16 protein-coding genes are annotated in these 19506 nt (G+C 68.7%); 9 read left to right on the top strand and 7 right to left on the bottom strand.

Annotated features, from left to right (window positions below; genetic code table 11):
• Window positions 1–343: 343 nt before the first annotated feature.
• The 4 genes from HWX08_RS07510 to HWX08_RS07495 all read left to right on the top strand — a co-directional run bounded on the left by HWX08_RS07510 (window position 344) and on the right by HWX08_RS07495 (window position 4520).
• Window positions 344–1132 (top strand): hypothetical protein, encoded by a 789-nt coding sequence (locus tag HWX08_RS07510; RefSeq protein WP_157126814.1) that lies wholly within the window; start codon window positions 344–346, stop codon window positions 1130–1132.
• A 377-nt stretch (window positions 1133–1509) separates the two neighbouring features.
• Window positions 1510–2073, top strand: coding sequence for a hypothetical protein (locus HWX08_RS07505; RefSeq protein ID WP_481968964.1), 564 nt, complete (start codon window positions 1510–1512; stop codon window positions 2071–2073).
• Window positions 2070–3449, top strand: a complete 1380-nt coding sequence (locus tag HWX08_RS07500; RefSeq protein WP_174919845.1) for a glycosyltransferase family 87 protein — start codon at window positions 2070–2072, stop codon at window positions 3447–3449. The genes HWX08_RS07505 and HWX08_RS07500 overlap by 4 nt, the downstream gene beginning before the upstream one ends.
• Before the next feature lie 24 nt (window positions 3450–3473).
• Window positions 3474–4520: a glycosyltransferase family 2 protein gene (locus HWX08_RS07495; RefSeq protein WP_174919843.1), complete on the top strand. Its 1047-nt coding sequence runs from the start codon at window positions 3474–3476 to the stop codon at window positions 4518–4520.
• Window positions 4521–4579: 59 nt separating this feature from the next.
• Here HWX08_RS07495 and HWX08_RS07490 read toward each other — a convergent pair whose 3' ends face one another.
• Complete coding sequence (locus HWX08_RS07490; RefSeq protein WP_174919841.1) at window positions 4580–5518, bottom strand: ABC transporter substrate-binding protein; 939 nt, start codon at window positions 5516–5518, stop codon at window positions 4580–4582.
• Window positions 5519–5616: 98 nt separating this feature from the next.
• Window positions 5617–6741, bottom strand: a complete 1125-nt coding sequence (locus tag HWX08_RS07485; protein WP_174919839.1) for a TauD/TfdA family dioxygenase — start codon at window positions 6739–6741, stop codon at window positions 5617–5619.
• Window positions 6742–7185: 444 nt separating this feature from the next.
• Between HWX08_RS07485 and HWX08_RS07480 the strand changes: the two genes are divergently transcribed.
• Entirely contained in the window at window positions 7186–8631 is a 1446-nt protein-coding gene (locus tag HWX08_RS07480) for an MFS transporter (protein WP_174919837.1), read from the top strand.
• 50 nt (window positions 8632–8681) lie between these two features.
• On the top strand, window positions 8682–9950 hold the full coding sequence (locus HWX08_RS07475) for an ATP-grasp domain-containing protein (protein ID WP_174919835.1): 1269 nt from the start codon (window positions 8682–8684) through the stop codon (window positions 9948–9950).
• Window positions 9951–9980: 30 nt separating this feature from the next.
• On the opposite strand, the gene HWX08_RS07470 is transcribed toward HWX08_RS07475, so the two are convergent.
• Window positions 9981–10859, bottom strand: a complete 879-nt coding sequence (locus HWX08_RS07470) for a LysR family transcriptional regulator (RefSeq protein WP_174919833.1) — start codon at window positions 10857–10859, stop codon at window positions 9981–9983.
• A gap of 166 nt (window positions 10860–11025) precedes the next feature.
• On the opposite strand from HWX08_RS07470, the gene HWX08_RS07465 reads away from it, so the two are divergent.
• Together HWX08_RS07465 and HWX08_RS07460 are read left to right on the top strand one after the other, a co-directional pair.
• Window positions 11026–11970, top strand: a complete 945-nt coding sequence (locus HWX08_RS07465; RefSeq protein WP_174919832.1) for a hypothetical protein — start codon at window positions 11026–11028, stop codon at window positions 11968–11970.
• 49 nt (window positions 11971–12019) lie between these two features.
• Window positions 12020–13237 carry an ATP-grasp domain-containing protein gene (locus HWX08_RS07460; protein ID WP_244122713.1) on the top strand — a complete coding sequence of 406 codons (1218 nt, stop codon included), beginning with the start codon at window positions 12020–12022 and terminating at the stop codon, window positions 13235–13237.
• 243 nt (window positions 13238–13480) lie between these two features.
• Here the strand turns inward: HWX08_RS07460 and HWX08_RS07455 are convergent, their stop codons facing one another.
• Window positions 13481–14014 (bottom strand): GNAT family N-acetyltransferase, encoded by a 534-nt coding sequence (locus tag HWX08_RS07455; protein ID WP_244122714.1) that lies wholly within the window; start codon window positions 14012–14014, stop codon window positions 13481–13483.
• Between the two features lie 403 nt (window positions 14015–14417).
• Between HWX08_RS07455 and HWX08_RS07450 the strand changes: the two genes are divergently transcribed.
• Window positions 14418–15521: an extracellular catalytic domain type 1 short-chain-length polyhydroxyalkanoate depolymerase gene (locus tag HWX08_RS07450; RefSeq protein ID WP_174919830.1), complete on the top strand. Its 1104-nt coding sequence runs from the start codon at window positions 14418–14420 to the stop codon at window positions 15519–15521.
• Window positions 15522–15597: 76 nt separating this feature from the next.
• On the opposite strand, the gene HWX08_RS07445 is transcribed toward HWX08_RS07450, so the two are convergent.
• The 3 genes from HWX08_RS07445 to HWX08_RS07435 form a co-directional block, all read right to left on the bottom strand.
• Window positions 15598–17367, bottom strand: a complete 1770-nt coding sequence (locus HWX08_RS07445) for a histidine kinase (protein WP_174919828.1) — start codon at window positions 17365–17367, stop codon at window positions 15598–15600.
• 78 nt (window positions 17368–17445) lie between these two features.
• Entirely contained in the window at window positions 17446–18864 is a 1419-nt protein-coding gene (nosR, locus tag HWX08_RS07440) for a response regulator c-di-GMP phosphodiesterase, NosR family (RefSeq protein WP_069258566.1), read from the bottom strand.
• Between the two features lie 137 nt (window positions 18865–19001).
• Entirely contained in the window at window positions 19002–19451 is a 450-nt protein-coding gene (locus tag HWX08_RS07435) for a GNAT family N-acetyltransferase (RefSeq protein WP_107312158.1), read from the bottom strand.
• Window positions 19452–19506: the final 55 nt, after the last annotated feature.

Raw genomic sequence — 19506 nt, 5'->3', positions numbered from 1 at the left:
GCCTCGATCGTGCGTTACCGGCCTGTTTTGCGTATTGTCGGGCAGTCGCTTGATTTTCAAATGTTTTTATTCGGCTTTTCCGGTACGGATAACGCTTGAGTCGTTCGTACAGTCACGCGCGTTTGATTTTGGATAATGTAGAAATTCGGGCCGGTTATTGCAAGGAGTTTTTCAGGTGATGCACAGCGCCGCTGCGCGCGGTTCGCCCGTGCTTGCGCCCGGCTGGAAGGCCGCTCGCGTCACGCATTACAAATAGCTTTCCAAGCATTGGTCATTTCTGCAAACGACCGATTCTTTACGACCTCCCAATATCCGACGATAAATCATTGAAATCGACAAGGAGATGAACAATCACGCGTATTGTTTTATTCATTCAATGGCGGGCGTTCATCCTCTCTGGCTTGGTTTGCTGTCGCACGTGATCCGACGCCGCGAGCGCTTCGGGTGCGGGCGTGTTGTCGAGCAGCGTCGGCTTGGTCGCGCCTCGGTGTTCAGCATCTTCCGGTCGACCTGGTTGCACGAGGACGATTCCGACTGTGATTCGGACGGCGACCCAGCCGCATTGGATGGCAGTCATGCCGCCGTGATCCCGGACGAACTACGCAATTTCTTCGATGACTATCGACACGAGCATTATCCTTTCGGACTGCCATTGAATTCCCTTCGTCGATCACGACAATGGGGTTGGACACCACCGGCGCTACTCGAGCATTCGGAACGCGCCGTTCAGCGGCGGGAACGGGGATACGCACCTCTTTCCGCGCTAACGGGTATCAATGACGCCGTGTGCGGCACAGGCGTGTACGGAGCGACCGGCGGGACGATCTGGTTAACCGGAACCGCACGATCGTCGCTGCGTCGGTTGCCGTGTCAACGCTTACACAAAAAGAGTCGGCCATCGACGACGAAAGGCACGCGCATCAAGGGTTCCGGCGATACCCGCGTGGCCTGCCCCCGGGCCGCGCGCCAAAAATGTTTCAAAAATGATCGATGTCTTCCCGCACGTGCTGCACGCCGGATCGCCCGTCGCCGCGCTGTGGCAAGGAAAAAAGATTTTGCTCAGGACTTTCCCGAACGCGCGAAACCGGTCGCGTTTTACCGAATCGGCAGCACGCACGGCCGGTCGAAATGACGAAACGTTTCAATGTAGAAACACGCATTCCGTTTTCGCGGATTTCTCATACCTGAAAATCCCGTTTTCGCACGCATTCAGTACCCGAATCGCTCCCTGCTTTCAGCAGGCGGTTTGCAACCTGCGATTTTTTCTTCAACAATGAACTCACCGGATTGCGCCTCTTCAGATCGATTCGATCCGCGCGCAAGACGACATGAAACGGCTGCGACAGACCAAGCAGCCTCGACGCCATACGGGGAATCATGGACACAGCCCATCGTGATATGCGCGGGCGAGCGATACGCCGCGCTCCATGGCTGGCAGCCGGCCGGATCGTTCCGGACAGCTACATCGTGCCGATGTGCTGCGTCGCGTGGCTCGCGCCCCGGGGCGTCGTGACCGACGGCTTCACGTCGAACGCCATCGCCCACTTCGATGTCGACTTCCCGGTTTCCCGGATCGCCTCCGATCGGCTGACGCAAGGCCGTGTCGCGTCGGCCTACGAATCCGCTTCATTCCTGCCGACCGGGTTCGCGCACTTCGTTGCGTCTCCGCAGCACCGGCCGCTTCCCTGGTTCTATCCGCCGACGATGTTGCCTTTCATCGCGACGGTTGCCCTCGTGCCTTTCCTGCCCGCATATTTCCTCTTTTTCGCGGGCAGTCTTTTATGCTCCGCGTTCGCCGTCTCATGGTTGTCGGGATTGCGTGCGCTTCTTCCCGTGCCGTGCGCCGCAGCGCGCGTCATGGTCGCGTATCCGGCCGTCTGCGCGGCCGCGCACGGTGTCGACGATGCCCGGCCACCGGGCGACCAGAGCATCGTCGCGCGGGGGTGGCTGCTGCCGATCGTCGAAAAGTTCAACCGGCTGACCAAGCTGCCGCAGATCAGGCCGATCGTACTGCTCGCGGTGCTGTTCGTCGTCGCGCGCCGCGCGGCGTTCGCGTCCCGGAGCGCACGATGAGATCGTCGCGTTCCGAACGCCACGCGCATCCGTACGCCGGTGTGCATCCGGAACTCCCGATCGCGGGCCCGCGCCGCTATCCGCACTGGCTCAACCGCGAGCGCATACGCGTTTTTGCGGGCGTCGTGCTGGCAAGCGAGCTGCTGTTCATCGTCATCCACGTGATCCGCATGCATCTGTCGCACAACGGCGTGCTGCAACCGCTGTCGCAGGATTTCTCGCCGCTCTGGCGCGCCGCGTGGCTCGCCGCGCACGGGCATGCGGCCGATGCCTGGCATTCCCCCGCGCTGTACGCGGTACAGAAGCTCGCGATCCCGACGATGAATCTCGCGGACGGCACGCTGCCGTGGCGCTATCCGCCTTCCATGCTGCTGCTCGTGCTGCCGCTCGGCTGGCTGCCGTACACGGTCGCGCTCGTGCTGTGGCTCGGGCTCACGTATGCGCTGTTCGCGGTGACGATCCACGCAACCGTGCAGCGCGATGCCGCGTGGCTGTGCGCGCTCGCGTTCCCCGGCGCGTTCCTCACGGTGATCGTCGGACAGACCAGCCTGTTCACCGCGCTGCTCGCCGGCGTCGGGCTGCTCGCGCTGAACCGCCGCCCCGTGTACGCCGGGATCTGCTTCGGTTTGCTGACGATCAAACCGCAGCTCGCGGTGCTGTTCCCGCTCGCGCTGCTGTGCGCGGGCCAGTGGCGCGCACTGGCCGCATGGGCCGCGACGATCGCCGGCAGCATCGCGCTCTCGACACTCGCGTTCGGGATCGGCCCGTGGCTCACGTTCGCGCATGCGGTCGACAGCATCTACCCGATCGTTGGCACCGGCATGGCCACGCATACGCGGATGCCGTCGGTGTTCGCGCTCGCGGCGATGGCCGGCTGGCCCGCGATCGTCGCGAACGGCCTGCAACTGCTGTCGGCCGCGGTCGCGGCGCTCGCGGTGGTCTATGCGTGGCGCGGCGCCTGCGCGTATGCGCTGCGCGCCGCGACCCTCGCCTGCGCATGCCTGCTCGTCAGCCCCGATCTGTACGACTACGACCTGACCGGGTACGGCCTCGTGATCGCGTGGTACGCGCGCTATGCGTGGACGCACGGCTGGCGGCGCTTCGATCGCGAATGGCTGGTGCTGCTGTGGGTGATGCCGTTCGCGGGCGTCGCGGTCGTCCCGCATCTGTCGTTCCAGTTCATGCCGCTCGTCACGCTGGCGTCGCTCGGGCTGCTCGTCGGCCGGATCGCCCGCGAGCGGCACGACGTGCCGTCGATGCCGGACGCACGCGACTACTCGACCGAAACCGCGTTCACGCACCCGGCCAGAATGCACCGCCGCCCGGCGTACGGAGTGCGCCGCACCGACCGGCCCACCATCGGCACGCCTCGGTGACACGACATCGCAAGGGGAATCGTCATGCGGGAACCACGCTACCTGCCGCTCGTCTCGCTCGTCGTGCCGTTTCATAACGACAGCGAGGCCGTCGAGCGCTTCTTCGACATCGTGATTCCGCTGATGACGTCCATCGACACGATCCGTTTCGAGATCGTCTGCGTGAACGACGGGAGCCGCGACGACACGTTCGAACGCCTGGTCCGGATCGGCGCCGCCGAGCGACGTGTACGCGTGATCGACCTCACCCGCCGCTTCGGCAAGGAAGCCGCGCTGACGGCCGGCCTCGACGAAGCGCGGGGCGACGCGGTGATCGCGCTCGACGCCGCCCTGCCGGACCCGCCGGCCCTGATTCCGGTGATGATCGAACACTGGCGCGACGGCGCGGAAGTCGTCGCCGCGAAGCGCAGCAGCCGCGCATGCGATTCGTTCGCGAAACGCACCGCGGCCGCGATCGACTATCGCGTGCACAACCTGCTGTCGGACGCGCAGCTACCGGAGAACGTCGGCGCTTTCCGGCTGATGGACCGCAAGGTCGTGAATGCGCTGCGCAACCTGCCCGAGCGGCATTGCTTCATGAAAGGGCTGTTCGCGTGGGTCGGCTACCGGGCCGTGATCGTCGAATACCGGCGCGACGCGCGCAGCGCCGACCGCTCGACGTTCTTCGGCCGGCAGCTAAGGAATGTCGCGCTGGAAGGCATCGCCCGCTTCGGCACCGCGCCGCTGCGCAGTTGGGCCTACGTCGCCATCGGCATCGCCGCGCTCGCGTTGCTGGTCGGCGTGTTCATCGTCTTGTGCACGTGGCTGTCCGGCAATTCCCCGGTGCTCGGCTACGCGGCGCCGATCCCGGTCCCGCTGTTCGTCGGCGGGATCGGGCTGATCGGGATCGGCGCCGTCGGCGAATACGTCAGGCGGGTCCACGACGCGTCGAAACAACGGCCCGTCTACCTGATCCGCCGTCGCTACCAGGTGCACGACAAGGTGATCGAACTCCCGGTCGCGCTCGATGCGCACGACCGGAACGGCCGTCATCGCGCGCAGCCGGGCCGTGCGCGGTCCGGCGCACGCTGACGCGCACCGGACCCATACCTGCCGGCAATCGATCGCGCCGCTTCATGCGGCTGCCATGCTCAGGTGCGCGGCAGCCCCGGCGGATTGGTCTGCGACCGGTCGACCGCCTCGGCGTCGAGACGCCAGCGCTCGAGCACCTTCCGGTAGCTGCCGTTCGCGATCAGCGCATTGATCGCGACGGTCAGCGGCTCGGCGAGCCCGCTGCCCTTGCGCGTCGTGATCGCGACGTCCGCGGTGCGCGGCCAGCCGCCGCTCACGGTGCCGATCAGCTTCGCATCGCCGCGCAGCGACGCCTGGTACGCGAGCATCGAGTTCACGCTGAAGATCGTGTCGACGCGCCCCGACTGTAGCGCGACCCAGCGCTCCGCCGCATCCGCGTAATACTGAATCTCGACGGGCGCGAGGCCGCGCGCGACGTTCTGGCGGTTCCACTCCAGCAGGATCTTCTCCTGGTTCGTGCCAGAATCGGTCACGACGCGCAGCCCGGCGACGTCCTTCGGCTCGCGTATCGCGGCGAGCCGGCTGGTGTGCTTCACGTAGAAGCCGAGCTGATCCTTCCGGTAGGTCGAGAAGTCGAACTTCTCCTTGCGCTGCTCGGTCACCGTCACGTTCGAGATCACCGCGTCGACCTTGCCGGACTGCAGCGCAAGCGGCCAGTCGGCCCACGAGAGCGGCACGATCTTCAGCTTGCGGCCGATGCTGTCCGCGATGAGCTGCGCGAGATCGGGATCGAAGCCGACCACCGTTCGCGCATCGGTCGCATAGGTGCTGAGCGGCGGCAGGTTCGGCGCGATGCCGATCGTCAGCGTATTCGCTTCGGCGAACCGGAAGCCGGCCGGCAATGCGTGCTCGACCGCCGGGTTCACGGCGCCGCGCGGCCGGCCGGGCTGCTCGGGGCTCAGGTCGAACGTCGCCGCGTGCGCGGCGACACTGCCGCCGATCAGCACGGCTGCCAGCACGCGAACCACGCGCGCGACGGGAGATGCAGTTCTTCTCATATGTTTTGCATTCCTACCTGTTTTATTAAGAATATGCCGAGCGCGGGCGGCGCGGGACGATTTCCCCGGCCCGTCGGCGCCCCGCGTTCCCGGCCTGTTCAAGCGGGCGTCGCTTCGAGTTCGGTTGCGGCCGCGACAGCGCGTTGCGCCGCCGGCTGCGCGACCGGCAACGGGCGTGCCGCCGGCGACTCGCCCGCATACAGCGCCTTCGGATCGAACACACGGGCCTGCAGCGGCGTGAACGCACGGAAGTTCCACAGGCTGCGCGCGACGAACACGCGCTGCACCCAGCGGAACGCACGGTCGTTCTCGTCGTACTGCGGATCGAAGCGGTCGCGCGAATGCAGCGTGAAATGGTTGTTGATCAGCACCAGCTTGCCCGGCTGCACCTGCACGCCGAACGACACCTCGCGCACCGCGCGATACAGGTTGGCGAGCGCGTCCTGCGCGCGTTTGTTCACCGCCAGCACCATGTCCGGATAGAACGCGACCGTCACGCGCGGCGCGTCGATCGGCCCCGACAGCACCGCGCTCAGGTCGGTGTTGTCGCGCGGCGTCGGCGCCGCGCCGCGCCACCGATACGGCACGCGGATGATGTAGTGCTCGCCGTACAGTTGCGCGATGTCGTCCGGCGACAGCAGTTGCAGCGCACGGCGCGCGTCGGCGAGCCGCGTGTACGGGCCGCCGCCGGCTTCGCTGCGCACGCCGAGCAGCAGCAATGCGAACGGCGACGTGTCGCCTTCCGGCATGTGCGCCTGCGCGGCGTTCTCGATGTGGAAATCGAGCTCGACCTCGGAGCCGAGGCCCGTATAGTCGCGCGCGGTCGCCTTGTGCGGCGTGAGGTTGTTCACCAGCTCGCGGCCTTCGTGCGCGATCGAATACGGCTCGCCGGCCAGCGTGCTCAACGCAACCAGCACGTTCTCGCTCAGCACGCCGGCCTTGAACGAGCGGCCGGTTTCGTCGAATCTCGGGCTGCCCGTCACGTCGCCGTCGATCGGCAGGTTGTCGATCTCGATCGAGCCATGCGCGTCCGCCGTTGGCGCCTTCGCACGATCGAAGGCGTCGACGATCCGGTCGGGAAACGCGTTGTACGCCAGCTTGCGCACCGCGCTGATGTAGCCCGCGCCGCCGGCCGGATCGTAGTCCAGTGCACCGAGCGTCTTCCGGATGTGGCCGGATTCCGCCGCCGTCAAAGCGATGCGTTCGTCTGCGAGATAGGTCATAGGTCTCTCGTATAAAGATCGGGGGTCGATGAGCGGTAGGCACTACCGCCGCGCATTGCCGTCCTCGGGGCGCAGCGCTCGACAAGACTAGGAGACCGTCCTTGCATTGCGAAATGATATTAAATCGATTGCAAACAAAAATTCCCGATATAAGTTCAGCAATGCAACAGGCGCCATGCGCCGCCGCCGGCACGGCCGCTTAACACGATTGGTTGTTAAAAAAGCGCTGGTTATTATTTGTATTGCTTAGCAGGTCGATGCTAGTTTTCTGTCGGATTCGACGATGCGGCCGGCCGTCGATTGGCAGCCGGCGCCCTTGTTCCGCTCTACGGAAACCCGCCCGATGAACCGCTTCCGCCTGCTGCGCCGTTCGCTTCGAAACGACGCGTTCTTTTCCGCGTTTTCAGCGCGCTGTGTTTCCCGCCACGCGCCACGGAGTCCGCGATGAGCGATCGCGCTCCGGCACTCGAACGCGCGCTGACCGCCGCCGCGCCGCCGCACCGCACGTCGCTGCGCGCGATCTTCCCGACCGTCGCGGCCGCGAGCCTCGGCTTCGCGATCGTTCAGCTCGACGTGACTGTCGTGAACGTCGCGATTCCGAGCCTCGGCCATTCGTTCGGGTCGAGCGTCCACGGGCTGCAATGGATCGTCGATGCGTACACGCTGTCGTTCGCCGCGCTGCTGCTGACGTCGGGCACGCTGGCCGACCGCTTCGGCAGCCGCCGGCTGTTCGCGTACGGGCTCGCGCTGTTCCTGCTGGCCTCGCTCGGCTGCGCGCTCGCGCCGTCGCTGGTCGCGCTGATCGCCACGCGGGTCGCGCAGGGCATCGGCGCCGCGATGATCCTGCCCACGTCGCTCGCGCTCATCACGCATGCCTGTGCGAACGACAGTGCCGCGCGCGTGCGGGCCGTCGCGTGGTGGAGCGCGACGGGCGGCGCGATCAGTGCGGCCGGGCCGACGCTCGGCGGCGTGCTGATCGATTCGTTCGGCTGGCGCGCGATCTTCTTCATCAACCTGCCGATCTGCGCGCTCGGGATGTGGCTCACGCTGCGCCACGTGCGGGATTCGGCCGCCGCCCGCACACGGCTGTTCGATCCGGCCGGCCAGCTCGTCGCGGTGCTCGTGCTCGCGCTGCTGACGGGCGGGATCATCCGGGCCGGCGCACACGGCGTGAGCGACCCGGTTGCGGCCGGCGCGCTGGCCGCGTCGGTCGTGCTCGGCGCACTGTTCGTCGCAATCGAGCGGCGCGTCGCCGCGCCGATGCTGCAGCCCGCGTTCTTCCGGATCGCGCGCGTGCCGGGCGTGCTCGCGATCGGCGCGATCACGAATGCCGCGTTCTACGGACTGATTTTTTCGTTGAGCGTCTACTTACAGAACGCGCGCGGCTTCACCGCGACCGAATCGGGGCTCGCGCTCGCACCGCTCACGGTCATCATGCTCGCCAATATCGCCAGCGCGCGCCTCGCGGTGCGCTACGGATTCCGCGCGACCGTTCTCGTCGGCCTCGCCGTGTCGCTCGCCGGCTACGTGTGGCTGTGGCAGACGCTCGGCGCGCAAACGCCGTATGCACTGCTGGCACCGGGGCTCGCCGCGATGGCGATCGGCGGCGGCATCGCAATTCCCGCGCTGACGTCGACGCTGCTCGGCAGCGTCGAGGCCGGCCGCTCGGCCACCGCGTCGGCGATCCTCAATACCGCGCGCCAGGTGGGCGCGGCCGTCGGCGTGGCGGCGCTCGGCGCGCTGGTGGCCGGCCAGGGCGCGGCGATCGTGGCTGGCGCAGCGCGCGCATTCGCCGTCGCGGCCGTGCTCGTCGCCTTCTGCGTCGCGGTGGCCGCGCGCTGGCCCGGCGATGCGCGCGGCGATACACCCGATCCCGCCCGGCGAGCGTGAGCCGCGTCGCCCGCCGCCTTCAACCGACTCCCCACCGCAGCGAGGAACCCATGCCGCATCGCTTCATCGATACCGTCCTGATCGTCGACGGCGCGTCGACCGCCGCCTATCTGGCACCCGCGTTCCGTGCCTACGGCATCCGTTGCGCGCACGTGATCAGCGACCCCGATCTGCCGGAGATCTACCGGAACCAGTTCGTCCCGTCCGACTACGTCCGCCAGGTCCAGCATCGCGGCGATATCGACGCGACGCTCGCGCAGCTGAGCGACCTGCGCATCGGCGCGGTGCTGCACGGCCTCGACGCGGCGCTGGAGCTGGCCGACACGCTGGCCGAGCGGCTCGACGTGCCGACCCGCAACCCGCTCGCGACGTCGGCCGCGCGGCGCGACAAGTACGCGATGAACGAGCGCATCCGCCAGGCCGGCCTGCGCGCGCCGGCCCATTTCCACAGCACGTCGGTCGACGCCACGCTCGACTGGGCGCGCGCGCACGGCACGCTGCCGCTCGTCGTGAAGCCGGCGCGCAGCGCGGGCGTGGCCGGCGTGAAGATCTGCCGGACGCTCGACCAGGTCGAGGCCGCCGCGCGCGACGTGCTGGCCACCCGTTCGCTGTACAACCAGCCGAACGACGACATCGTGATCCAGAGCTATTCGGAAGGGCAGGAGTACATCGTCGATTCGGTATCCTACGAAGGCCGCCATCGCGTGGTCAGCCTGTGGGAAGTGCACCGCGACCGCACGCATTCGCCGCGGCTCGACAAGATGCTGGTGCTCAATCACGCCGATCCGCGCTACGCGCCGCTGCTCGACTATGCGGCCGACGTGCTCGATGCGCTCGACGTCCGCTTCGGGCCGACCCATCTCGAACTGTTCGACACGGCCGACGGCCCGACGATCGTCGAGCTGAACGCGCGGCTGCACGGCAGCCTCGATCCGCGGCTGACGAGCGCGGTCAGCGGCGAGAATCATGTGTCGGCCACCGTCGAGGCCGTGCTGCATCCGGAGCGGCTGTTCGGCGAAGTCGCCGCGCCGACGGATTTCCGCGGCTATTGCGGGCATGTGCTGCTGCTGTCGTCGCGCAACGGCGTGCTCCGGCGGGACTTCACGTGGCAGGCGATCGAGGCGCTGCCGTCGTTCGTCGGGCTCAAGCAATGGGCGAAGGTGGGCGACACGCTGCGCGTGACGACCGACCTGCAGACGGCGCTCGGCACGGTCGGGCTCTACAGCCCGACGTTCGAGCGCTTGCTCGACGATTGCCGCCGCATCCGCGAAATCGAGACCGATTTCTTCGCGGACGACCGGGCGGTCGCGCCGGTCTAGCGCGATCGCGGTGCGATGCGCGGCGCTCCGCTAACAACGCGCGAGCAACGCGCCCGCCTGCCGGCCGAGCAGCGCGCGCAACGCGTCGAGTTCGGGCAGCGCGGGCGCGTCTTCGGGCGTGACGAGGTAGGTCGTCACGCTGTCGAGATCGTCGAACGCATGCGCGCGCACCTCCTTGCGCGCCACGTGTTCGGTCGTGATCCGCTTCGGCAGGATCGCGACGCCCATGCCGGCCGCCACGCAGCCGAGGATCGCGCCGAACGTGCCGAACGACGCCACCGACTCGATCGCGACGCCGCGCGCTTTCAGCCAGTGCGCCGCGACCGCGCGATACGGGCAGCCGTCGTGAAACGCGAGCAGCCGTACCGCGTTGCCGGCCAGCACCTGCCTGCGCGTGACCGTGGCCGCGCTCACCAGTACCATCTCTTCGGCGAATGCCGGCTCGTAGCGCAACCCGGGCCGGACCACCGCGCGCGCGGTGAGCGCGGCGTCGATCCGGCCGCGCAGCAGCGCGTCGGCCAGGTCCGGCTCGCTGCCGATCTGCACCGCGAGGCCGAGCGCCGGATCGTGCGCCTTCAACGCGGCGGCGAGCGCCGGCAGCCGTGTGGCCGCCGTGCTTTCCATCGAACCGAGCCGGAAGCTGCGCGCAACCGGCGTCTCGCGCACCACCTGCGTCGCTTCGTCGACGAGGCGCAGGATGCGGTCGCAATACGGAATCAGCCGGCGCCCGGCGTCGTTCAGCACCAGCCGCTTGCCGTGCCGGTCGAACAACGGCGCGTCGAGCGACTCTTCGAGCTGGCGCAGCCGCGCGGTGACGTTCGACTGTGTGCAGCCGAGCCGTTCGGCCGCTCGCAGCGCGCTGCCTTCCTGGACGACCGCGCGGAAGGTTTCGAGCAGAGGAATGTTCATATCAATTTCTCTTGTTACTGATTCAGTTTATATCATTTTACTTCGTCGATCATCCGGTTTAGCCTGACGGATATCCTGCGCGTGCCCGCGCCGTTCGAGGAAACCGCATGCCCTCCGCTGTCCGCCCCGGCTTCGCCATCGCTCACCTCCGGCCCGAGGCGCGCCCGTGCGCGCGCTGATCGCCGCGCTGGTGCGGCGCGGCCCGACGGTGCTCGCCTGCGGCGTCGGCCTCGGGCTGCTGGTGCCGCCGCTCGCCGAACTCGCGCGGCCGCTGATGCCGGTCACGGTGTTCCTGTTCGTGCTCGGCACGCTGCTGCGCGTCGAACCGAGCGCGGTGCGCGCGGTCGCGCGGCGGCCGGCCGTGTCGCTGCTGCTGCCCGCCGCGACGATGATCGCGTGCCCGGTCGCGCTCGGCATCGCCGCACGGCTCGCCGGGATGCCGTACGACTGGGTCGTCGCGCTGGTGATCGCGTACTGCGCGCCGCCGTCGAGCGGCACGTCGACGATCGCGCGGATGCTGTCGCTCGATGCGAGCGTCGCGCTCGTCGCCACGCTCGCATCGATGGTGTTCGTCCCGCTCACCGCGCCGCTGCTGACGGCCTGGTTCAGCCACGACGCGGCCGTATCGATCTCGCCGCTGAATCTCGCGTTGCGGCTCGCGCTGCTGATCGGCAGCGCCGAGGGCGTCGCGCTGCTCGTGCGGCGGTTCGCGGGGTCGCGGCTCGACCGCTACGCGACGCCGATCGATGCGACCGTCGTCGTCGCGCTGCTGGTGTTCGCGCTCGGCACGATGGCCGGCATGCAGCAATCGATCATCGACGCGCCGCACCGCGCATTGACCGCGATCGCGCTCGCGTTCGCCGTCAACGCGGGCTTCCAGGTCATCGCGTACGGGCTCACGCCCGGCGACGTGCGCACGCGGCTGAACGTCGCGCTGATCGTCGCCAATCGCAACGTCGGCCTGATGTGGGCCGCGCTCGGGCTCGCCGCGACGCCGACGATGGCACTCGTGTTCACGTGCGCGCAGTTGCCGATCTATACGTTGCCGCGCGTCGTCCAGCACCTGCTGCCGCGCCTCGAAGCGCAGCGCCTGCGCCGGCGCGCGCGCTAGCCGGCCGGCAACGCCGCCCCCCGCTTTCGCACTCGACCAAGGACCCAGCATGAAGCGACTCATCGTGATCGGCGCCCGCGCCACCGGCAGCAGCGTCGCGCTCGTGCGCGGCGCGCTCGCCCGCCACGCAGCCGTGACCGTGATCACCGCGCCCGGCCACCGTCTCGACGGCGTGTTTCCGGCCGGCGTCGAGACGATCAATCTCGAGCCCGACGCCGGCCAGCTCGCCGGCTGGCTGCGCACGCGCTTTCCGGACGAACTCGACACGCTGCGCGTGACGACCGCGCACGACACCTATGCGCGCACCGCCGCGTGGGTCGCCGACGCGCTCGGCCTGCCCGGCCCCGATGCGCGCCACGTCGCGCACGCGGTATCGAAGTCGAATCAGAAGGCGCTGCTCGCCGCGCACGGCATCCCGGCCGCGCAGTTCGTCACGGGCACGCTGGCCGCGCCGGCGGCGCTCGCGGCGGCGGCCGCTCCGCTGCGGTTCCCGGTCGTCGTCAAGCCGTCGGAAGGCTCGGCGAGCGACGGCGTGCGGCGCTGCGAGGACATCGCCGGCGTACGCGCGCAGCTCGACGCGCTCGCCGCTGCGCAGACCGATGCGCAGGCGCTTGCGACCGAGCGCGTCGTGATCGAGGAATTCCTGAGCGGCAGCGAATACTGCATCGAGTATTTCGACGGCCGCTACGTCGGCGCGCTGCGCAAGCTGAAGCGGCATGGGGCCGGCTTTCTCGAGCGCGGCTATACGTCCGAACTCGACCTCGACGCGGATACGCTGCGCGCGCTGATCGACGTCGGCGCGCGCGCCACGGCGGCCGCCGGGCTGACCTGGGGGCCCGTCCACCTGGACTGCATCGTGCACGACGGCGTGCCGCACGTGATCGAGCTGAATCCGCGCATCGCGGGCAGCTTCATCTGCGACATCGTGCGCGACGGCTACGGCTTCGACGTGGCCGAAGCGCTGCTCGACAAGCTCGACGGGCGCGCGGTGACGATTCCCGAGCTGTTCGAGCCGCACGCTTACGCGCGCGCCGAATTCCTGCTCGACAGCGATCCCCGCGCGTGGTGCTTCGCGCAGGCGGGCGAGCTCCGCGACGGCGCGGTCACGATCAACTACGGGCCGCAGGTGCTGCCCGATCGCGAGCGGCGCGCGTTCCTGTATGTGCGGATCGCGCTGCCGACTGTGCACGACGCAGCCGGTGCGCCGGCGCATCACGGTGCGTCGGCCCACGCGACGACGGTTGCACAACCGGCCGTTTCCGGCTGACGCGGTGGGTGGCACGATCACGCGGGCGCCCTGCCGTTTCCGCGCATCAACGGCATCCCGTGCCATGTGATCGAGGCTTGCCGCTCGACCGCGCCGTTTACGCTCGTCGCCGGGTTTCCCGATGAAACGATCGAAGGCGACGCGTTCCGGCCGGCGCACACGACGCCGGCGCGTGCAGTCGAACTCGCCGCCGGGCTGTACCGGGACGGCCTGCCCAGCCGACGAACACCCGCACCCGTGTCGTCACACGCTACGCCCGAGCAACTGCCCCGGCCATCCGTCCACGTCGAAGGTTGAAATGCGCCGATACCCGCACGACTCGTAGAAGCGCACCAGCGCGCCCGTGCCGCCGCCGTAGCAATCCACCCGCAGGCGCCGCACCCCGGCCGCCCGGGCGCGCTCGTCCGCGAAAGCCATCAGACGCCGGCCGACACCGCGCGCCCGCGCGTCGCGCGACGCGACCAGCACGCGCACGTAGATTTCCGGCTCGGTCGCGGGCGGCACGTAGGGCATGGATTCGCCGAGGATCAATGCGCCCAGGATGCGGCCTTCCCGATCCTCCGCCACCCATGCGTCGGGCAGCGCGCAGGCTTCGGTCACGAGCGCAATCCGCCTGGGCTGGGTCGACCACGGCTCGCGGCCCCATTGCCCTTCGTTGCCGATCGCGACGAACCACGCGACCACGTCATCGAAGATCGCCAGCACAGCCGGCGCATCGAGCGGGCTGGCCCGGCGAATCACGGGTTCGTCCGTTCCTGTCATCGTCAAGATCGACACTCCTTCGCCGGATTCGACGACCGGCGCATGATGGGATGTAAAACCGGGATGCCCGAGAATGGGCGATCAAGCGTGCTACGGTACCGACATTCCGCGTTGTCTATCAAGGCGTGACGTGGCGGCACGCTGCTGCACCGGCGGTAACCGGGCGGTCGACGGGGCCGGAGCATGCGTCGATTCGCACGCACGTCATATCGGACCGTTAACGTCGACAATGGCAGAATCGAACCGGATCGCCGCCGTTCCGCACGATTGCGCTTGACGTTGCATCCGACCGGCCGACCTGTTCCGACACGCAAGCGGCGGCAGCACGAACCTTGCTCCGCGCCCCTTTCGATTCTCGACTCGACGGCGGAATCGGCCGCATCGTCCCGCCCCGGCCGGCACCGGCACGAAATTGCACATGCCCAGGAAAAAAACCAGCCTCTGGTTACGGCCTCTCGAACTGCTCGCCGCCGCCACCGGTGCGCGCCCGGCGAAGCGCCCGACGAAGCGCACCGGCAAGCCGCGACCGGCCGCCAAACGGGCGATCAAGCCGGCCGCCCGGCCGGCCGCTACCGCCCGCACCGCCGCCGCGCCGTCCCCCCGTACTCCGACGAACAAAGCGCCCGGCACATGGCTGCGCTCGTTTCATTCCGCCGGCCCGAGCGCGGGCCGCTACGTGAACCATCTTGCGTACGCGCTGTATCTCCCCGCCGCGCCGGCAACGACGGCCGGCCTGCCGGTCGTCGTCATGCTGCACGGCTGCAAGCAGAGTGCCGAATCGTTCGCGGCGGGCACGCGCATGTGCGGTCTCGCCGAGCGCTCGGGCTTCGCCGTGCTGTTTCCCGAACAAGCCAAAACCGCGCATGCGCACCGCTGCTGGCACTGGCATGGCGACGCAACGGAGTCCGAAGCCGCGGCCGTCGTGTCGCTGGTCGACGCCGTCGCGCAACGGCATGGCTTCGACCGCGACCGGATCTACCTGGCCGGTATGTCGGCCGGTGCGGGGCTTGCCGCGGCGCTGGCGTTGCGCTATCCCGACCGATTCGCGGCCGTGGGCCTGCACTCCGGCCCCGCCATCGCGCCGCCGTCGTCGACGATGGCGGCGATGAACCTGATGCGTCGCGGCCTGCGCGACGAACCGGTCCGCGCGGTCGACGCGTGCGCCGACGTCGCGTCCTATCCCGGCATGCCGGCCCTCGTCGTGCACGGCGCGCTCGATACGGTCGTGACCGACCGGAACGCAACGCAGCTCGGCATCCAGTTCGCACGGCTCAACCGGCTCGTCGACGAGCACGGCGCGCTGCGCGTCGGCGAGCAACGCAGCCATGCGCGCGACGAGGTCGACTACGTCGACTATCGGAAGGGCGGCCGGCTCGTCGTCAGGGTCTGCATCGTCCGCCGGCTGCCGCACGCATGGAGCGGCGGCGACCCGCGCGAGCCGTTTCATTCCGCCACCGGGCCGGACGCCGCCGCGATGTTCTGGCATTTCTTTCGTCGCCAACGCCGCCAGCGCCAGCGATGACACGCGGCAAGCGCCGCAAACGCGGCCAGCGCGCGAGCCGAGCCGGCCAGGCGCGTACGACGCCGTCATCCTCCGCTCACGCCCGTTGCACCAGCGCTTCCGGATTCACGCGCGCGCCGCTGCGCCGGATCGGCAGCCGCACGCAGAACGTCGTGCCGCGCCCGGGCTCGCTCGTCACGTCGATGGTGCCGCGATGCCGCTCGACGATGCCGTGCGATACCGACAGGCCGAGGCCTGTGCCCTGCCCGACCGGCTTGGTCGTGAAGAACGGATCGAAGATCCGCCGCACGACGTCGGGCGTCATCCCGGCTCCGGTGTCGCTGATCGCGATCGACACCTGCTCGCCGTCGCTCGACGTGCGGATCGTGATCACGCCGCGCTCGGCAATCGCCTGCGCCGCGTTCACCAGCAGGTTCATGAAGACCTGGTTCAACTGCGACGGCAGGCACTCGACCGGCGGCACGTCGCCGTAATCGCGCACGATGTCGGCCTTGTACTTGAGTTCGTTGTGGACGACGTTGAGCGTGCTTTCCAGGCCCGCGCGCAGATCGACCACGCTCCACGCGTCGCTCGCCGGGCGCGAAAAATCGCGCAGGTCCTGCACGATGCGCCGCACGCGCAGCGCACCGTCGATCGATTCGTCGATCAGCGTCGCGATCTCGGCGCGCACGTAGTCGAGATCCGCCCCGCGGGCCTTCGCCGTCAGCGCGTCGCGCGCGGCCGGATCGAGCTGCGCCGCCACGGCTTCGTGCGCGGCGATCACGTCGAGCAGGCCATCCACCCACGTTTTCAGCGTATTGAGGTTCGCGCTGACGAAGCCGATCGGATTGTTGATCTCGTGCGCGACGCCGGCCGCGAGCTGACCGATCGACGCGAGCTTTTCCGATTGCAGCAACTGCACGTGGGTTTCCTCCAGCGCGTGCAACAGGCGTCGCTGCTCGTCCTTCTCCTGTTCGAGCCGCGCCTGGGCGGCCTTGCGTTCGTCGATCTCGGTCGCCATGTTCTCGCGCGTACGCTGCAGCATCGCCGTCGTCTGTTCGTAGCGGTGCAGCGCGCGTTCCAGTTCGGCGGTGCGCACGCGCACGAGCCGTTCGAGCGTGTCGGTCATGCCGCGCAGAAAGGTGGTGCGCGCATCGAACCGGCTCAGCAGCAGCGTGACGACCAGTGTCCCCGTCGTAAACAGCGCGACGGTCGTCGCGAGCCACGGCATGTCGACGCCGTTCGCGGCCCCGCACCGCGCGTCCGGCGCGAAGTGCGCGGCCGCCATCGCCGTGTAGTGCATGCCGGTGATGGCGAGCCCCATGACGACGGCCGCGCCGACCCGCTGAGCGGTCGCATGGCGCGCCTGCCGCGCGCGCAGCGCCTGCGCGATCCACAGCGCGGCGGTCGACGCGATCACCGCGATGCCGATCGACGCGGCGAACAGCACGGCATCGTAGCGAATGGCGGGCGTCATGCGCATCGCGGCCATCCCCGCGTAGTGCATGCCGGCGATCCCGCCGCCCATCAGCGCGCCGCCCGCGAGCAGGCGCCGCCAGCCCAGCCGCGCGCGCGTGACGACGGTCAGCGCGAAGTACGACACGAGCACCGCGATCGCCAGCGACGCACCCGTGTCCGGCCACGCGTAACCGAGCGGAATCGGCAGCGAAAACGCGAGCATGCCGACGAAATGCATCGACCAGATGCCGGTGCCCATCGCCGCCGCGCCGCCGCACAGCCACGCACGCCTGAGCTTCGGGTTGTCGAGCAGCGAAATGAAGCCGGCCAGGTCGAGGGTCGTATAGGACGCCAGCGTCGCGATCGCGAGCGACAGCAGGACGAGCGGGAGATGGTAGGTGCCGTACATGATCGAGCGCCCGAATCGAGTGGAGTGCGTGGCCGCGGCGCACACGCGCACCGCGGCCGTCAGGCCGCGCGCGGGTGCTCAGGCAGGGGCGGCGCCCGCGTTCGGTGCGCCCGCGGGCTTCACCGCCGCCTGCCCGGCCAGCACGAGGATGTCGAACGGCGTCCCCTCGCGCGTCTCGAAGCGGCGCACGAGCTCGATCTGATGCGCGGACATCACGCTGCCCTTGGTCATCAGCAGCACGCCGCGATGCGTGCGCAGATCGTCGGCGAGCTGCATCCCTTCGCGCAACTGCGCGGACTTGACCTCCGCGACCGACGCCGCGATGCCGAGACTCTCCGGGTCGCGCATCAGCTCGATCAGGCGTTCGACGATCTGCGGGTCGTAGCGCACGCCGGCCTGCGAGCGCAGCGCGTCGAGCGCCTGCTCGACCGAATGCGGCGCGCCGATGTCGCCGTTGCGCAACCCTTCGAAATCGCGCGCGACCGCGACGATCCGCGACCCTTGCGGGATCGAGTCGGCTACCAGCCCGTCCGGCGTGCCGCGTCCGTTGAAGCGCTCGTACTGATGCAGCACGATCGACGCGACCTTGTGCAGTTGCGCGACCGGCGTCAGCACCATCTGCGCGCGCAGCGGATGCTGCAGGAACAGCCCGTGTTCCTCGGTCGTCATTCGCGCGAGCGGCTTGTGCAGCAGCTCGTCCGGCAGCGACAGCTTGCCGATGCCGTGCAGCAGCCCCGCGAAATAGACGTCCTGCGCATGCAGCTCGCTCATGCCGGCGGCCAGCGCGAGCCGCCGCGCGATCTCGCCGACCCGCATCGCGTGACCGCTGGCGGACCCGCAGCGCAACTCGATCATGCTCGCGCAGACCTGGACCATCGCGGTGAAACTGCTTTTCAGGTCGCGCTGCGCGGCTTCGAGGAACATCACGGTCTGGCCGAGTTCCTCCGTGCGCGCGCGCACCTGCGTTTCGAGTTCCGTGTTGAAACGGCGCAGCGCTTCGTTCTGCGCTTCGGTCAACGCGGCCAGCCGGGCCGCTTCGCGCCGCAGGTGCCGCTGTTCGAGCGCGTGCTCGATGGTCAGCAGCAGATCGTGATCGTCCCACGGCTTGTTCAGGTAGCGATACACGCCGCCTTCGTTGACGGCCTGCATGACCGACGCGATCTCCGCATAGCCGGTCAGCAGGATGCGCATCGTGTCGGGGTAGCGTGCGCGGGCGCGGGCCAGGAACTCCGCGCCGCTCATGCCCGGCATCCGCATGTCGGACACGATCAGGTCGACTTCGCGCGACGCCAGGATCTCGAGCGCGGCCTCGCCGCTTTCCGCGGTCAGGATCTCGTAGCCGGCCGGCCGGAACACGCGCCGCAGCGCCGACAGCAGGCTCGGCTCGTCGTCGACCAGCAGGATCGACGGTACGCGTTCCGCGTTGTCGTCGGGGGCCGCCGCCGCGGTCGTTGCAGGCGATAGCGCATTCGGTCCGTTCGTTGCAGATGTCGACATGACTGGCCTCGGATCATGGACTTATGGTCTCTCTGCAACAACGGCATGCGCCGCGCATTCCGTATCCGGGAAAACACGGATGCGCTTGCGCGGCTCGCCCCGCGGATGCGTGACCGCAGCGCGAGCCCGGATGCGATCTACGCGAGCGCCGGGCCCGGTTCGCGCACGTAGTAGATGTCCCACTCCGTTTCGTCGGCCTGCACGAAGCCGTGCCGCGCATAGAAGCGGTTCGAATCGCTGCCGCGCAGCGCACCGACGCGCACCGGCACGCGCTGCGCGTCGGCCTCGGCGAAGATCCGGCGCAGCACGGCCGCGCCGATGCCCTTTCCCTGGTGCCCGGGCACGATGTACAGATGGTCGAGCAGCCAGTGGGCTTCCTGCGGCCGGACCACGAAGAAGCCGGCGTTCACGCCATCGGCTTCGATGAAGCGGCACAGCGCCGGGTCGAACGACGCGAGAAACCGCTCACGCGCCCGCTGCGGATCGAAGCGGCCGATGCGCTCGAGACTGTCTCGCATCGCGGCGATGCGGATGGCGACCAGCGTTTCGGCATCGGCGCGGGTGGCGACAGGAAAGTTCAGAGTCATGGGCGGGTTGCGCGCTTGTGCAGACAATGCCCGGCCTCGCGGCGCGGGCGTCGAA

Origin of the sequence: Burkholderia metallica, assembly GCF_902832845.1 — a bacterium.
Classification (GTDB): Bacteria; Pseudomonadota; Gammaproteobacteria; order Burkholderiales; family Burkholderiaceae; genus Burkholderia; species Burkholderia metallica.
This window is presented reverse-complemented; position numbering and strand designations above follow the sequence as displayed.

Excerpts from the sequence above, each read along its gene's own strand:
- HWX08_RS07510 (WP_157126814.1), top strand. The coding sequence starts at position 344 with ATGAACAATCACGCGTATTGTTTTATTCATTCAATGGCGGGCGTTCAT.
- HWX08_RS07500 (WP_174919845.1), top strand. The coding sequence starts at position 2,070 with ATGAGATCGTCGCGTTCCGAACGCCACGCGCATCCGTACGCCGGTGTG.
- HWX08_RS07495 (WP_174919843.1), top strand. The coding sequence starts at position 3,474 with ATGCGGGAACCACGCTACCTGCCGCTCGTCTCGCTCGTCGTGCCGTTT.
- HWX08_RS07490 (WP_174919841.1), bottom strand. The coding sequence starts at position 5,518 with ATGAGAAGAACTGCATCTCCCGTCGCGCGCGTGGTTCGCGTGCTGGCA.
- HWX08_RS07485 (WP_174919839.1), bottom strand. The coding sequence starts at position 6,741 with ATGACCTATCTCGCAGACGAACGCATCGCTTTGACGGCGGCGGAATCC.
- HWX08_RS07480 (WP_174919837.1), top strand. The coding sequence starts at position 7,186 with ATGAGCGATCGCGCTCCGGCACTCGAACGCGCGCTGACCGCCGCCGCG.
- HWX08_RS07475 (WP_174919835.1), top strand. The coding sequence starts at position 8,682 with ATGCCGCATCGCTTCATCGATACCGTCCTGATCGTCGACGGCGCGTCG.
- HWX08_RS07470 (WP_174919833.1), bottom strand. The coding sequence starts at position 10,859 with ATGAACATTCCTCTGCTCGAAACCTTCCGCGCGGTCGTCCAGGAAGGC.
- HWX08_RS07460 (WP_244122713.1), top strand. The coding sequence starts at position 12,020 with ATGAAGCGACTCATCGTGATCGGCGCCCGCGCCACCGGCAGCAGCGTC.
- HWX08_RS07450 (WP_174919830.1), top strand. The coding sequence starts at position 14,418 with ATGCCCAGGAAAAAAACCAGCCTCTGGTTACGGCCTCTCGAACTGCTC.
- HWX08_RS07445 (WP_174919828.1), bottom strand. The coding sequence starts at position 17,367 with ATGTACGGCACCTACCATCTCCCGCTCGTCCTGCTGTCGCTCGCGATC.
- nosR (WP_069258566.1), bottom strand. The coding sequence starts at position 18,864 with ATGTCGACATCTGCAACGAACGGACCGAATGCGCTATCGCCTGCAACG.
- HWX08_RS07435 (WP_107312158.1), bottom strand. The coding sequence starts at position 19,451 with ATGACTCTGAACTTTCCTGTCGCCACCCGCGCCGATGCCGAAACGCTG.